This is a genomic window from Pseudoprimorskyibacter insulae, assembly GCF_900302505.1.
GTDB lineage: Bacteria > Pseudomonadota > Alphaproteobacteria > Rhodobacterales > Rhodobacteraceae > Pseudoprimorskyibacter > Pseudoprimorskyibacter insulae.
The window spans coordinates 225559-240929 of record NZ_OMOJ01000005.1 but is presented as its reverse complement, the minus strand read 5'-3'; the positions used below and the strand labels follow the sequence as shown (position 1 = coordinate 240929).

Here is a 15371-nt window from a genome sequence, read left to right as displayed (position 1 = left end):
TGCTGTCTATGGGGGTGGCTGCCGCATTCTGAATGCGGCGTGCCAAGGGATGTGAACAAAGAATGAGCAAACTCGCTGGCTTGGCCGGATCGAACGGTATTGTTGTTGCAGGCGTCGCAGTGGCGGGGGCTGTGGTGGCTGGGCTTTATGTGTCCGGCACCTTTGGCCCCAAGGATCAGACCGCCGTGCAAGACGCGTCGGTCACGCCCGTTGTGGCCGCGCCAGAGCCTGCGGCCAAGGCCGAACCTGCGCCGGTAGCCACGGCCAAACCCGCCCCGGCGGAGGTGCCTGCCTATCTGCCCAAACCGCCCAGTTTTGACGTGGTCCGGTTGGAACCCAATGGCGCGACGCTGGTCGCCGGGTCGGCTGCATCGGGCGCCCGCGTGGCGATTTTGCTGGACGGCGCGGAACAGTCGTCGACCGAGGCGGACAACAGTGGCCGGTTCGTCAGCTTTCTAGAGCTTGGCAGCAGTGCCGCGCCGCGCATTCTGACCCTGCGGATGTTTGCAGGGGATGACACGATCGATTCCGAAGATCAGGTGATCCTTGCCGCCACACCGGCCCCCGCAGCTGAGGAGCTGGTTTCTGAACCAGTTGCCAAGGCGCCGGTTGAAGAACCTGCGACAGAGACCGCTGTTGCGGAAACCCCTGCGGAAGACCCCGTTGCCGAAGTGGCCGCGGTTGAACCCCCAGCGGCTGAGCCGGTTGCCGACGCCCCGGCCACCGAAGAAGCGCCCGCCGAAGACACCGTCGCTGAGGCCCCGGCAGAAGCGCCGCAAGCGCCCACGACGGAAGTTGCTGCCGCACCGGCAGAACCTTCCGCCCAAGACACGCCCGTCGCCCCGGCGGCGGAAACCGCCGAGGCCCCGCAGACGCAAAAACCTGCCGCCGCTTTGGCTGAGGCGGCAACCGCCGCGCCGCAGCCTTCGGTCGATCTGGCAGGGGCCAAGCCGCAAGCCAGCCAAGACACCCCCAATGCCGTCACCCCGCCCGCGGGCGGCGAACAGGTGGCATCGGTCGCCAAGGCCCCGACAGCCGCGCCCGAGCCCGCGCAGGAACCTGCATTGCCGACGGTCATCCTTGCCAACCGCGACGGGGTGAAGGTGATCCAAGGCGGGGCCGCGCCTTCTGTGGTGTCGTCGATCGCGCTGGACACCATAGCCTATGACGATGAGGGCGAGGTCGCCTTAAGCGGACGCGGCAGCACCGAAGGGTTTGTGCGCGTCTACTTGGACAACAAACCTGTCACCACGTCGCGGATCGCAGCCGACGGAAGCTGGCGCGCGGATCTGCCCGAAGTGGACACCGGCGTTTTCACCCTGCGCGTCGATCAGGTCGATGCGGGCGGGGCCGTGACATCCCGCGTGGAAAGCCCGTTCAAACGCGAAGATCCGGCACAAATTGCGGCGGCGGATTCCGCTGTGGCCAGCGCTCCGGTCAAGGCGTTGACGGTTCAGCCGGGCAATACGCTGTGGGCCATCGCGCGGGACCGCTATGGCGAAGGCGTTCTTTACGTGAAAGTGTTTGAAGCCAACAAAGATCAGATCCGCAATCCCGATCTGATCTATCCCGGTCAGGTCTTTGCGATCCCCGATTGATCGGCGCAGCCGTGATGCAGGCACCGGTCCCGGATTTCCGGGGCCGCGCCGCAGCAATCGTTCAGCAGATAGGCAAACACCGCGCCCACATGGCCAAGGCACAGCCGATACCGGATGTGCCGCCCTTCGCGGCTAGGCTTGACCAGCGCCGCATCGGTGAGGGCCGTTAGGTGAAACGACAGGGCCGAGGCCCCCAAACCCGTTTGCGCCGCGATGTCGCCTGCATGCAGACCAACCGGCGCGTGCGAGGCCAGAAGCCGCACGATCTCAAGGCGTTTGTCATGGGCCATCGCGGAAAGCGCGGCAAGGACTCGACTCTGTTCCATGGCTCTACTATTCAAGCATCGTTGAAATGTTTTTAGCGCCCAAGCCCGCATACGGCAAGCCAGCAATCTGAGGCCATTATGAGCAGACATCGCACCATAACCACCACCGATATGCCCGAAAACAGTTGGGGCATCATTCGTCGGGTCTGGCCCTATCTTTGGCCCGAAGGTGAAGGCTGGGTGAAGCGGCGTGTGGTCATCGCCATGGCCTTTCTATTTCTGGCCCGCGTGGTCGAGATCTACACGCCGATCCTGTACAAAAAGGCCGTCGACGCGCTGGATGGCGATGTGCCTGCGATGGCGCTTGGAGCGATTGGCCTGACTGTGGCCTATGGTATGGCGCGGTTCATGACCGTGGCGATGAACCAAGGGCGCGATGCGGTCTTTGCCAAGGTGGGCCAGCGGGCGCTGCGCAAACTGGCGCTGGAAACCTTCCGCCATATTCACCGCCTGTCGATGCGCTACCATATCTCGCGCAAGACCGGGGGCCTAAGCCGGATCGTTGAGCGTGGTGTGAAGGGCGTGGATTTCCTGCTGCGCTTTATGCTGTTCAGCATCGGGCCGCTGTTCCTGAGCCTGATCCTGACCTCGGTGGTCTTGGCCTATTTGTTCGACATTTGGTATATGATCGTGGTGGTCGTCACCATCGCCATTTACGTCTGGTTTACCTTTGCCGTGACCGAGTGGCGGGTGAAACTGCGCCGCGAGATGAACAGACAAGACACCGATGCCAATCAAAAGGCCATCGACAGTCTGTTGAACTTTGAGACGGTCAAATACTTCGGCGCTGAGGCACGTGAGGCCAAGCGCTACGATACATCCATGGCCAATTATGAGGCGGCGGCGGTGAAAACCGGCACCTCGCTGGCGTTCCTTAATGCCGGGCAGTCCTTTATCATCACGACGGGTCTTGTGATCGTAATGGCCATGGCAGCCATGGGCGTTGAGAACGGCACCTTGACCGTGGGCGATTTCGTCATGGTCAACGCCTATATGATCCAGATCACCATGCCGCTGAACTTCCTTGGTTCGGTTTATCGCGAAATCCGTCAAAGCCTTGTGGACATGGGCGAAATGTTCAACCTGCTGGACCAACCCGCCGAGATTTCGGACAAGCCCGGCGCGAAGGCCCTTGAGGTCCGCAAGGGCGAGGTTGAGCTGCGCAATGTCGCCTTCGGCTATGAGGCCGAGCGTCCGATCCTGAAGGGCGTGTCGGTCCATGTCCCTGCCGGTCAGAACATCGCGCTGGTTGGCCCGTCCGGGTCGGGCAAGTCGACCATCGGGCGGCTGCTGTTCCGGTTCTACGATGTGCAGGATGGCGCGGTGCTGATCGACGGTCAGGACGTGCGCGATGTGACGCAAACCAGCCTGCATGCCTCCATCGGGGTGGTGCCGCAGGACACGGTGCTGTTCAACGACACGATCCGCTACAACATCGCCTATGGCCGCGATGGCGCCTCTCAGGCCGAGATCGAAGAGGCCGCGCGCTCTGCCCAGATCCATGACTTCATTCAGTCCTTGCCCGAAGGCTATGACACCATGGTAGGCGAACGCGGGCTGAAACTGTCGGGCGGCGAAAAGCAGCGCGTGGGCATCGCCCGGACCTTGCTGAAGAACCCGCCGATCCTTCTGCTGGATGAGGCGACCTCGGCGCTCGATACCGATACCGAAGCCTCGATCCAAGACGCACTGGCCCGCGCGGGCGAGGGGCGCACCGTCATCACCATCGCCCACCGCCTAAGCACCATCGCCGACGCCGACCGGATCGTCGTGCTGCAAGACGGCCATGTGGTCGAAGAAGGCACGCACGAGGCGCTATTGGCCGCCAAAGGCCGATACCACCACCTCTGGACCCGCCAACAGGCGGAGGAGGATGCAGCCTAGCGCGATGTAAACATCGCCTGAATTGCTCCGTTCCCTTGGATAAGGGCATTGCCCCCGGTCACGGAAACGTGCCGGGGGCTGTCCGTTTCAGCAAGAGGAGCCTTAATGTCAAACGCCATTTCAGCAAGCACCCCTGCGGCGAAAATCGCAGCGGCGGCCGGGGTCAACCCTGCGGCTCCAGCGGTCGAGCCTGCTGGTGCATCAAATCGCGGGGCGGACAGCGTTTCGCTGTCTCCAGCGGCGCAAGCGCAGTTGAAAGGGGCCAAGGGCTGTAGCCACGGCTGACCTTTGCGCAAAAGAAAACCGCCCCCGCAGGTGACTGTGGGGGCGGTCATTTTTTGTCGCTTATTCGGCGGCTTATTCGGCAGCGCGTAGATGGCTGGGGCCTGAGTTTGGCTCGGCGCCGTTGGCGTCATCGGTCCAGATGATCTCGGGCGATTTGACCTTGCGGGCCGCGCGGCGCAGGGCCCAGTCGCGGGCGATGCGGCTGCCGCGTCCGCCGAACAGGATGGCCACGAGGCTGAGGATGCGGCCCACGTAGGTCATGAACCAGATCCGCATGGCCAGCATGGCGGGGGTCAGGATCAGCGTCAGGACGGTCGCGATGCCAAGGCCAAAGACCACCGCCGTTGCCAGCTGTTTCCACCACAGGGCGGTCGGGCTGTCGATGGTGTAGCCGCCGCCAAAGAAATCGAGGCTGAGGCCAAACATCATCGGCGCAAGACCCGCCATCGTGGTGATCGTCGTCAACAGCACCGGACGGATGCGGCTTTCGGCGGTGCGGACGATGGCTTCGACGCGCGGCATGTATTGTGAATATTCCTGATAGGTGTCGATCAGAACGATGTTGTTGTTCACCACGATCCCGGCCAAGGCCACGATCCCGGTGCCCGTCATAATGACCGAGAAGCTTTGGCCCATGACCATCATCCCGATCAGAACGCCGGTGGTCGACAGGACCACCGCCAGCAGAACCAGCAGCGAGTTATAGAAGCTGTTGAACTGCGCCAGCAGGATGATGAACATCAAGAACAGCGCCCCAAGGAAGGCTTGGCCAAGGAAGGCCTGGCTTTCGGCCTGATCCTCTTGGTCGCCGGTCCATTCCCACGCGATATCCGAGGGCAGGGGGCTGGTGTTCAACCACTGGGTCAGCAGCGCGATCCGTTCGTTGCCATTGACCGGCACGGCCCGCAGACCGTCTTCGGCTTGAAGAGCGGCCAGATCGGCGGGGGCCACGCCATAGGTCTTGGCGTTCAGGGTAAAGGCCGCTTGGTCGCCGGTCTGCTCGGCATGGCCATAGCCAACGATTTCAGCCGCTTCGCCTGCGCCTTTCACAAAGCTGATCAGCCCCGGAAGGAAATCGGCTTTGACGTCGAAATAACGGCTTTGGTCCACGCGGTTGATTTCGGCCAGTTTGGCGACGGGTTCGCGGGTGACGAAGTTGGCCAGCGGCACCAGCCCATCGGCGGTGCGCAGCTTGAGCGTATCAAGCGTGCTGAGGACGCGGTATTCTTCGGGCAGGCGGACGCGGATTTCAATTTCCTCGTCCGAGCTGTCGACCCGCATTGTATCGAGCAAAATGCCGCGCGTGACCAGCTGCACCATGGCGCCAACGGTGGCCACGTCCGCCCCGTACCGGCCCGCCTTTTCGACATCCACGTCGATCTGCCAGTCGATGCCGGGCAGGGGGCGGGTGTCTTCAATCAGGGTCAGGCCGGGGGTGTCTTCGAACTTCTGGCGCGCGGCATCTGTCGCGGCCAGCAGGGCATCCCAGTTGTTGCCCTTCAGGCGCAGGTGCACCGGCTTGCCATTGGCGGGGCCCATGGCAAGGTTCAGGATCTCGATCTTGATGCCGGGGATCTGTTCCAGACTGCGGGTCAGATCGGCCAGCACAACATCGCCGTCCAGCGCCGGGTCGTCCTTGCGGTCTTCCCAAGCGATGGTTTCGATCTGGATTTGGCCGATGGTGTCCTTGGGCGGCTGCGCGCCGCCGGTGTTGTTGCCAAGCCCGCCTTCACCGGCAAAGGCAAAGGCATTGTCGATGCCGGGATGGGCCAGCACGATTTCCTCGGCCCGCTGTACCAGCGCGTTTTTTTCCTCAAGGCTGAGGTTGCCGCGCGCGCGGACATAGACAATGGCCTGTTCCGGTTCGGTCTCAACAAAGAAGTCGACGCCGTTGTTGTTGCTTTGGAAGGTCACAAAGACGGTCCCGACAAAGGCGATGACGGCGGCAACGGTGACGATCGGCATGATCGGGTTGCCTGCGATAAGATAGATCACCCAGCCGAACAGAGTGCGGCGGTTGCGGGTGTCGATGTGATCGCGGCGGCGCTGGATCTTGACGGAATCAAGCACAATCGAGGCCATGACCGAAAACAGCAGGAACACCACAACGCCGGGCAGGAAGGCCCCAAGGCCAGATGCCGGGTTCACGAACAGGAAGTTGGGGTTCAGCAGCATCATCGCGCCGACATAAAGCCCAACCAGCGCAACGCCCGCTAAGGCCAGACGGACCAGCCAAGGGGTGCGGGCGCGCAGCCGTGCGGTGGCACGGTCCAGAATGCGGGAAAACCGCCCCGAGACCCCGCCCATCACCGGCAAATAGACCAGCGCAACCAGAAGCGATGCGGACAGAACGAAGATCAGTGTGACCGGCAGCATGCCCATGAACTGGCCCGGAACGCCCGGCCAGAACAGCATCGGCAGGAAGGCGCAAAGCGTCGTCGCGGTCGAGGACACGACCGGCCAGAACATCCGCTTGGCGGCCTCAACATAGGCGTGCATCGGGCCAGAGCCTTCAGAGATGCGCTTGTCGGCGTATTCCACAACAACGATGGCCCCGTCCACCAGCATCCCCACGGCCAAGATCAGGCCGAACATGACGATGTTGGAAATGGACACGCCCATCAGCGCAAGGAAGGCAAAACACAGCAGGAACGAGGTCGGAATCGCAAAGCCCACCAGCAGCGCAGGCCGCAGGCCCAGTGAGGCCAGAACCACGATCATCACCAGTGCGATGGCCGTCAGAACCGAGCCCTGAAGCTGTTCCACCATCGAGGCGACCTGTTTCGACTGGTCGTTGGACGCGCCCACATTGACCACGGCACGCAGTTCGGCGGGCCATTCGGCCTCGGCTTCTTGCACGGTTGCGCGGACCAGTTCGGCTGTGTCGATGACGTTAAAGCCTTTGCGCTTGACCACTTGCAGGGCAACGGTGTTTTCACCGTTGAAGCGTGCGGTGCCGGTGCGGTCTTCGAAGGTCAGGTTGATCGTGGCCAGATCGCCCAGCGTGACCACGCGGTCGCCGTTGGTTTTGACCGGCAGGTTATAGACGTCTTGCGGATCGTCAAAGGACGAGGGGATCTTGACGCTGAACGAACCTTGGCTCGATTCCACTTCGCCCGCCGCGATCAACTGGTTGTTGTTGCGCACAACATTGATCAGCTCGCCCGCGGTGACGTTGTAGGATTCAAGCCGCAGCGGATCGATCACCACCTCAAGCATTTCATCGCGGTTGCCTGCGATGCCTGCCTCTAGGATCGCATCCAGCGATTCCAGCTTGTCCTGTAGGTCTTTGGCCACCCGCGCCATGGTCCGTTCCGGCACAGGGCCGGACAGGTTGACGATGATGATCGGGAATTCCGAGAAGTTGATTTCGTTGATCGAATACTGATCAGCGCCATCGGGGAACTGGCCTTCGGCCTTGGTCATGGCGTCCCGCACATCGGCCATGACCTTGGTTTTGTCCCAGCCAAATTCGAACTCAAGCGCAACACCGGCGTAGTTTTCGGCGGCGGTCGAAGACATGGTCTTCAGCCCGTCGATATCGGCCAGTTCGGTTTCCATCGGTTTGACCAGCAGCGTTTCGGAATCGCTGGCCGAAATGCCGGGGAAGGGCACTGAAACGAACAGAGCCGGAATTTCGATATCCGGCTCTCCTTCTTTGGGCAGGCCGGTATAGGCGACCCAGCCAACGGCAATCGACAATACAATGAATGCCAGGACCATCCGCGCGCGTTCGGCGGCCCAATCGACTATTCCGGTCATTGTGTGACCTCCTCATAGGTCGGGGCGACGGTCACGCCGTCGATCACATATTCCTGGCCCACGGTGATGATATTGACCCGGTCGGGCAAGCCCGACACGAACACCCCCTGACGCGTGTCGCGCAGAAGGTTGACAGGGATGAATTTCACCGTGTTGTTGGCCTCAAGCGTCCGCACACCCAATTCGCCTTCGTCGTTCAGCGTCAGGGACGACTGCGGCAGCAGATGCGCCTTGGCACCGGCGGCGGCGATGGCGATTTCGGCGGTTTGGCCGTCACGAATGGCCAGATCGGAATTGTCCACGGTGATATCGACGCGGAAGGTGCGGGTCAGGGGATCGGCGCTGCGCGACACGAAGGTCACATCACCCACAACGGTCGTCCCATCGGTCATCCGCGCCCCGGCGCGGGCACCAAGGGTGACGCGGCCAATTTCGGTTTCCGGCACGTAGCCCACCAGCTTGATCGGGTCGAGCTGGATGATCGTGGCGCAGGTTGCGCTGCCCATACCGCTTTGCAGCAGGCTGCCCAGTTCGGCGGTGTCGCTTTCCAGAACGCCCGCGAAAGGCGCGCGGATGGTCAGACGTTCGATATCGGTTTCGGCCCGCAGCACGGCGGCGCGGGCGCTTTGAATGCTGGCCTCAAGGCTATCCAGACCGGCGGCGGCCGATTTCAAACCGGCCTCGGCGCTGCTGACACTGGCTTCGGCGCTGCGCACGGCGGCTTGGGTGGCCTTGACGCGGGTTTCACTGGCATAGCCATCTGCTGACAGTTGCTTGGCCGCGTTGGCGTTGATCTGCGCTTCTTCCAAAGCCGCGCTCGCTCCGGCAAGTTGGGCCTGCGCCTCGGGGATGCGGGCTTCAAACTGCGGGCGCTGCGCCTCGGCTTCGGCCAGACGGGCCAGCACTTCGTCCAAGGTGGCGGTGCGGGTGCCGGGGTCGATCTGACACAGCACCTGACCGGCCTCAACGAACGAGCCGCGGCGGATCGGGTCGGAAATCACGCTGCCCGAGGTTTCGGCCTGTACATCAACCTGACGCATGGCTTCGGTTTCGCCGCGCAGAACAACCGCGCTGTCGATCTCCTGCGCCTCGGAATGGACAGCAAAGACGCGCACGCCGTCGATGGCAGGTGCTTCGGCGGGGGGGGCCACCTCGGCCACGGGGGTGTCGGGGGCATCGGCACCTTCGGTCTGAACCGGGCTGAGCTCTTTGGCGAAGGTCAGAACCTTGTCGCGCTCAATAATCAACCCGTACAGCAGCGCTGCAACCAGAATGGCGGTAATCACCGGAATGATGCGCATCGTTAACCCTTTATTCCTTGTCTGTCCCGTTATGGGTCCGCTGTCCCGTTAGCTGTCCGAGGCGCTTTGAATATGGCATCGGCGTGTTTTGACCGGGGCGGTGAACTGATTGGTTCAGTTAATAGGCATCCAGTTTACGTCATTCAAGGTAAACTGGATCGTTTAGTTTGGGAAAATGTGCGCTCTGGTGACGCATTCTGACAGCTGTCGCCTAAAGATCACGCCTTGGCAGCCTTGGATGGTCACGATATGACAGGCTGAAATCAATATCCCGGAGAGCGGCGTGAGCGATACCGACAGTTTCATCGACGAAGTAACCGAAGAAGTCCGCCGTGACCGGTTGTTCCAGAAGTTGCGCAAATACGGCTGGATCGGGGGCGTTGTGGTTCTGGTGATCGTCGGCGGAACGGCGTGGCGCGAATACAGCCAAGCCCGCGATGCCGCCGCTGCGCAGGCCTTTGGCGATTCCATTCTTGACGCCTTGACCGGCAAGGAACCGCAAGAGCGGATCGCGGCGCTTGATGCTTTGTCGGCCCCGAATGCGGGCGGTCAGGCGGTTTTGGATATGTTGGTCGCCTCGGAACAGGCGTCGAATGATCAGAACGAAACGGCGGTTGCGACCCTGCGCCAGATCGCGGCCTCGCCCGATGCGCCGAAGATCTATCGCCAGATCGCCAACTATAAGGCTCTGTCCCGCGCGGGCGACGCCCTGACGGTTGACGAACGCCGGATTGAGCTGGAGGCGCTGGCCGCGCCCGGATCGGCGCTGCGCCTGTTGGCCGAGGAACAATTGGCCCTGATTGAGATCGAAGCAGGCAACGGCGAGGCGGCAATCACCCGCTTGCAAGCCATTCTTGCAGATGCTGAGGTTTCCAATGGGTTGCGTCGCCGCGTGACACAGTTGATTGTTGCACTTGGTGGCACACCCGAACAGGGTTAAGCCGCGACTGCACCGAACCGGGGGGACGCCATGCAGACTACCATCCGCCTAGCCGCACTGGCCGCTTTGGTCGCACTGACCGCGTGCGAAAAGGATGACCTGATCCTACCGGGCCAGCGTGAAGGCCTGCGCGAAGTTCTGGGTCAACAGCCCGAACAGGTGCCGCCCATGTCGGCCGAGGCGATTGGCCCCCGTGCGGCTGGTCTGGCCCCGGCGCAGCGCAATGGCGCTTGGCTTCAAAGCCACGTGACCCCGACGACCCGTGTGGCCCATCCGATGCTGTCGGTGCAGCCGACCCAGATCTGGGCGGCGAATATCGGGCAGGGCGACAAACGCCGGGCGCGTCTGATTGCAGATCCGGTGGCCTCAAACGGGCGCATCTTCACCATGGACAGCGCCGCGACGGTCACCGCGACGGCCACCAATGGCGAAACGCTTTGGCAGGCCGACCTGACTCCGGTGCGCGACCGGTCTGATGATACCGCGGGCGGCGGTCTGGCGATTGGCGATGGCAAACTGTTTGTCACCTCGGCCTTTGGCACCGTCACCGCACTGGACCCGGCCACGGGCCAGCAGATCTGGCAACAGGATCTGGGCGCAACCGGCACCGGGGCCCCGGCCTATTACGACGGTCTGGTCTATCTGGTGGCAGGCGACACGACCGCTTGGGCGATCGAGGCCAAGGATGGCCGTGTCCGCTGGCAGATCGACGGCGTGGCCGATGTGCATAACGTGGCAGGGGGCGCATCGCCTGCGATCACCGACCAGCGCGTCTATTTCTCATTCGGGTCAGCCGATGTTCAGGCGGCCTTCCGCCGGGGCGGCCTGACGCTTTGGACCTCGTCGCTGGCGGGGGAACGGACTGGTCGCGCCTTGTCTGTGGTCGATGACATCACCGGCGATCCGGTCGTGGTGGGCGATGTGGTCTATGCGGGCAACTTCGCGGGCCGCTCGGCCGCATTCGATGCGGCCAACGGCGAACGGATCTGGACAGCCAATCATGGTGCCGCAGGCCCGGCATGGCCCGCAGGCGATTCGATCTACATGGTCACCGATCTGAATGAGCTGGTCCGAATGGACGCCAAAACCGGCGCGACGCTGTGGTCGACGGATCTGCCGGGCTATGTGCCCAAGCGCCGCCCACATGCGCGCCGCGAAACCAGCTATACCAATCTGGGGCCGATTGTGGCGGGCGGGCGTGTTGTCGTGGCCTCCTCCGATGGGCTGATCCGACTGTTTGACCCGGAAACCGGCGCTTTGACCGCATCCGTGCCAATCGCGGGCGGGGCGACCACTGCGCCGATCGTTGTGGATGGCACGCTTTATGTGGTCTCGTCCAAGGGCGTTTTGCACGCCTTCCGCTAAGCCATTGTGGGGCAGCGTAATGCCCCCTTTCATGCGGCGGTGAAATCTTGTATCTGGGCGGCTTGATCCCGTTCGGAGACTGATATGACGTTCTCTATCGCCATCGTGGGGCGGCCCAATGTGGGCAAGTCCACGCTGTTCAACCGCCTTGTCGGCAAGAAACTCGCGCTGGTCGATGACCAGCCGGGGGTGACGCGCGACTTGCGTGAAGGCGAAGGGCGTCTTGGCGATCTGCGCTTTACCGTCATCGACACCGCTGGTCTGGAAGAGGCCACCGACGAATCCCTGCAAGGCCGGATGCGCCGCCTTACGGAACGCGCTGTGGACATGGCCGACATTTGTCTGTTCATGATCGACGCCCGTGCAGGCGTGACGCCGCTGGACGAAATGTTCGCCGAGATCCTGCGCAAGCGGGCCAAGAACGTCTTTCTGGCGGCGAACAAATCCGAAGGCCACGCGGGCGAGGCGGGGTATTTGGAATCCTTCTCGCTTGGGCTGGGGGAACCTGTGCGCCTGTCCGCCGAACATGGCGAAGGCATGCACGATCTCTATCTGGCGCTGATGCCGCTGGCCGATGAATATGCCGAACGTGCCGCCGCCGAAGCCCCCGAGATTGAGGCCGATGTCGGCGATGAAGATGAGGACGCGGTTCCCGTTCCCACCGCTGCCAAGCCGTTGCAAATCGCCGTGGTGGGCCGCCCGAACGCGGGCAAATCCACGCTGATCAACAAGATCTTGGGCGAGGACCGCCTTCTGACAGGCCCCGAGGCCGGGATCACCCGCGATTCGATCTCGGTTCGGACCGAATGGGACGGCACGCCCGTCCGCATCTTTGACACCGCCGGGATGCGCAAACGCGCCAAGGTGCAGGAAAAGCTGGAAAAACTGTCGGTCTCGGACGGTCTGCGCGCGGTCAAGTTTGCCGAGGTCGTGGTGGTTCTGCTTGATGCCGCTATCCCGTTCGAACAGCAGGATCTGCGCATCGCCGATCTGGCTGAACGTGAAGGCCGCGCCGTTGTGGTGGCGGTGAACAAGTGGGACATCGAAGAAGAAAAGAACGACAAGGCAAAGGCGCTGCGCGAGTCCTTTGAACGCTTGCTGCCGCAGCTTCGTGGCGCGCCGCTGATCATGGTCTCGGCCAAGACGGGCAAGAACCTTGATAAGTTGCATGACGCGATCCTCAAGGCCTATGACGTCTGGAACCGCCGTGTGCCGACCGCGCAGTTGAACCGTTGGTTGATTGGGATGCTGGAACAGCACCCGCCGCCCGCGCCGAACGGCAAGCGGATCAAGCTGCGCTACATGACCCAAGCCAAGACCCGCCCACCGGGATTCGTGGTTATGTGTTCGCACCCCGACAAACTGCCCGAGGCCTATTCGCGTTATCTGGTGAATGGCTTGCGCGCCGACTTTGACATGCCCGGCACGCCGATCCGCCTGACGATGCGCGGCAATAGCGACAAGAACCCCTTTAAGGGGCGTCGCAAGACCAATGCCGGGGCGCTGACCAAGCACCTTGGAAAAGGCCACAAGAAATAAGAAAACGCCGCCCGGTTGAGGCGGCGTTTTTGTTTTGGGCCGATGGGGCGGTGGGTTGAAAACCCACCCTACGGCGTCATTCGGTATCGGTGCCGCGCAGCGCCAGAATGGCAAAGATCCCGACCCCGGCAAGCCCTGCCACCGCCACGTTGAACGGCTGCCAATTGGCAACGATCACCCCGACCAGCGCCCAGATCACGGTGACCCCATATAGCGGCGCGCGGTGCAGGCGGTATTGCACGACCATCGCAATCGCCAGCGCAATACCAAGGCCAACCAGCGCCGACAGCGTGCCATTCAGATAACCGTACCCGCCCAACAGAAGGCCAATGGACACCGAACTGGCCGCCGTTAGCCAGCCGGCATAGACCGCTACCGGCGACAATTGCCACCAACGGTCAGTGTCGCCGACCTTGAACAGGCTAAAGAGGGCCGAGCCCAGCATCAGCCAGATCAACACCGTCGCCGCAACCGGGCTAAGATTGGCGACCGGAATCCATGTGATGCCGACGCCCAGACTGACCAGCAAGGGCAGGCGCATCGGCTGCCAATCGGGATCATCGCCCCGTTTGATCAGCCCAAAGGCGGCCCCGGCGATCAGCCACAGATATATCAGACCCCAGATCGCAAAGGCATAGCCCGCAGGCTGCACCGGCGGGTTTTCTTGCGGCACCGGGAATTGATCGGCGGTGAACCCGCTGAACCCTGTCGAAAAGATCGGCGAGGCGGCAAAGGCGATCGCGGCGATCAACACTAGGCCCGATAGGAGTTTATTCATTCTTGGGCCTCGGCGCGGGAAGGGGTCTGGGACGGGCGGATCATGGGGCTGGCAAATCTGTTCGGCTATGGGTCAACGTGCGGTGCGGCGGATTGGTTCAACGAAAGGCTCAGGCATAATCAAAGCCTTGAGCGGGATGAATCAAGCACCAAAGGGGCAGATAGTGGTGCGGCAATCCGCGCGACGCTGATTTCTGGCGTGCTGCGATCCGGCACGGGTCAAGAATGAGGCAAAGAAATCCCCGCGAGGCAGTGCCGCGCGGGGGAATGCTCATGCCAATGTGCCGTCTGCGGTCAGCGTGGTGCGGCCGCGCAGGTAGGGGTGCAGCACCTCGGGCAGAATAACCGACCCATCGGCTTGCTGGCCGTTCTCCAACACAGCGATCAGGCAACGGCCCACGGCCAGACCCGACCCGTTCAGCGTATGCAGGAACTCGGGCTTGCCACCCTCGGCGGGTTTGAACCGGGCGTTCATCCGGCGGGCCTGGAAATCACCACAGACCGAGACCGAGCTGATCTCACGGTACATGTTCTGACCGGGCAGCCAGACCTCGATGTCATGGGTGCGGCGCGCGCCAAAGCCCATATCGCCGGTGCACAGAACCACGGTGCGATAAGGCAGGCCCAAACGCTCCAGAATGCCTTGGGCGCAACCGGTCATGCGGTCCAATTCGTCGCGCGATTTGTCAGGATGCGTGACCGAGACCATTTCGACCTTTTCGAACTGGTGCTGGCGCAGCATCCCGGCGGTGTCGCGGCCTGCGCTGCCGGCCTCGGACCGGAAACACTGGGTATGTGCAACATAACGGCGGGGCAGATAGCTTTCTTCCACCGTCATGCCGTTGACGATATTGGTCAGCGGCACCTCGGCCGTCGGCACCAGCCACCAGCCATTGGTGGTCTGATAGCTGTCTTCGCCGAACTTGGGCAGCTGGCCCGTGCCGTACATCATTTCTTCTTTGACCAGAACCGGCGTCCAGGTCTCGGTCAGGCCGTTTTCCTCGACATGGGTGTCGATCATGAACTGAGCCAGCGCACGGTGAATGCGGGCCACGGCGCCAGACAGCACCACAAAGCGCGATCCCGACAGTTTGGCCGCGGTTTCAAAATCCATGCCCGGGATGACGCCCGCCAGTTCGTAATGCTCTTTCGGCGCAAAATCCAAATCCTTGGGCGTGCCCCAGCGGTGGATTTCCACGTTGTCCGCCTCATCCGCGCCTTCGGGCACATCGTCGAACGGCAGGTTCGGGATGCCCATCAGCAGCGCCTCGAGCTGGGCGTCCAGATCCTTGGCCTTGGCCTGCATCTCGGCCACTTCGGCCTTCTTGGTGGCCACAAGCGCGCGCAGGCGCTCAAACTCGGCCTCGTCGCCGCTGGCCTTGGCGCGGCCCACTTCCTTGCTGGCCTTGTTCTGATCGGCCTGCGCGGTTTCGGCGGCGTGGATCGCGGCGCGGCGCGCTTCGTCCAGCTTTAGGATCTCGGGCGATACCGACGAGGCCCCACGGCGCGCAAGGGCTGCGTCGAACGCGGCGGGGTTTTCGCGGATGGCACGAATGTCATGCATCGGACTGATCCTTCTTCGAGTCGTTGAAAC

11 protein-coding genes are annotated in these 15371 nt (G+C 62.6%); 6 read left to right on the top strand and 5 right to left on the bottom strand.

Annotated features, from left to right (window positions below; translation table 11 throughout):
* The first annotated feature begins 62 nt into the window (after positions 1–62).
* Entirely contained in the window at positions 63–1598 is a 1536-nt protein-coding gene (locus PRI8871_RS13425; RefSeq protein ID WP_245897870.1) for a LysM peptidoglycan-binding domain-containing protein, read from the top strand.
* Here the strand turns inward: PRI8871_RS13425 and PRI8871_RS13420 are convergent.
* On the bottom strand, positions 1574–1924 hold the full coding sequence (locus tag PRI8871_RS13420) for an ArsR/SmtB family transcription factor (protein WP_181389466.1): 351 nt from the start codon (positions 1922–1924) through the stop codon (positions 1574–1576). The genes PRI8871_RS13425 and PRI8871_RS13420 overlap by 25 nt on opposite strands.
* 78 nt (positions 1925–2002) lie before the next feature.
* Here PRI8871_RS13420 and PRI8871_RS13415 point away from each other — a divergent pair, with 78 nt between their 5' ends.
* Entirely contained in the window at positions 2003–3808 is a 1806-nt protein-coding gene (locus PRI8871_RS13415; protein ID WP_245897869.1) for an ABCB family ABC transporter ATP-binding protein/permease, read from the top strand.
* Positions 3809–4165: 357 nt separating this feature from the next.
* On the opposite strand, the gene PRI8871_RS13405 is transcribed toward PRI8871_RS13415, so the two are convergent.
* Together PRI8871_RS13405 and PRI8871_RS13400 are read right to left on the bottom strand one after the other, a co-directional pair.
* Entirely contained in the window at positions 4166–7855 is a 3690-nt protein-coding gene (locus PRI8871_RS13405) for an efflux RND transporter permease subunit (protein WP_108886736.1), read from the bottom strand.
* Complete coding sequence (locus PRI8871_RS13400) at positions 7852–9156, bottom strand: efflux RND transporter periplasmic adaptor subunit (protein ID WP_108886735.1); 1305 nt, start codon at positions 9154–9156, stop codon at positions 7852–7854. The genes PRI8871_RS13405 and PRI8871_RS13400 overlap by 4 nt, the downstream gene beginning before the upstream one ends.
* Before the next feature lie 283 nt (positions 9157–9439).
* On the opposite strand from PRI8871_RS13400, the gene PRI8871_RS13395 reads away from it, so the two are divergent.
* From PRI8871_RS13395 to der, 3 genes are all read left to right on the top strand, one after another.
* A complete protein-coding gene (locus PRI8871_RS13395; protein WP_108886734.1) occupies positions 9440–10096 on the top strand; it encodes a tetratricopeptide repeat protein in 657 nt (218 codons plus the stop codon).
* Positions 10097–10126: 30 nt separating this feature from the next.
* Positions 10127–11461: a PQQ-like beta-propeller repeat protein gene (locus tag PRI8871_RS13390; protein WP_108886733.1), complete on the top strand. Its 1335-nt coding sequence runs from the start codon at positions 10127–10129 to the stop codon at positions 11459–11461.
* Between the two features lie 84 nt (positions 11462–11545).
* A complete protein-coding gene (gene der, locus PRI8871_RS13385; protein WP_108886732.1) occupies positions 11546–13000 on the top strand; it encodes a ribosome biogenesis GTPase Der in 1455 nt (484 codons plus the stop codon).
* Positions 13001–13076: 76 nt separating this feature from the next.
* Here der and PRI8871_RS13380 read toward each other — a convergent pair whose 3' ends face one another.
* On the bottom strand, positions 13077–13778 hold the full coding sequence (locus PRI8871_RS13380; protein ID WP_108886731.1) for a TspO-related membrane protein: 702 nt from the start codon (positions 13776–13778) through the stop codon (positions 13077–13079).
* A 42-nt stretch (positions 13779–13820) separates the two neighbouring features.
* Between PRI8871_RS13380 and PRI8871_RS13375 the strand changes: the two genes are divergently transcribed.
* Positions 13821–14006, top strand: coding sequence for a hypothetical protein (locus PRI8871_RS13375; RefSeq protein WP_108886730.1), 186 nt, complete (start codon positions 13821–13823; stop codon positions 14004–14006).
* A 42-nt stretch (positions 14007–14048) separates the two neighbouring features.
* Here the strand turns inward: PRI8871_RS13375 and serS are convergent, their stop codons facing one another.
* Complete coding sequence (serS, locus tag PRI8871_RS13370) at positions 14049–15341, bottom strand: serine--tRNA ligase (RefSeq protein WP_108886729.1); 1293 nt, start codon at positions 15339–15341, stop codon at positions 14049–14051.
* Positions 15342–15371 lie beyond the last annotated feature (30 nt).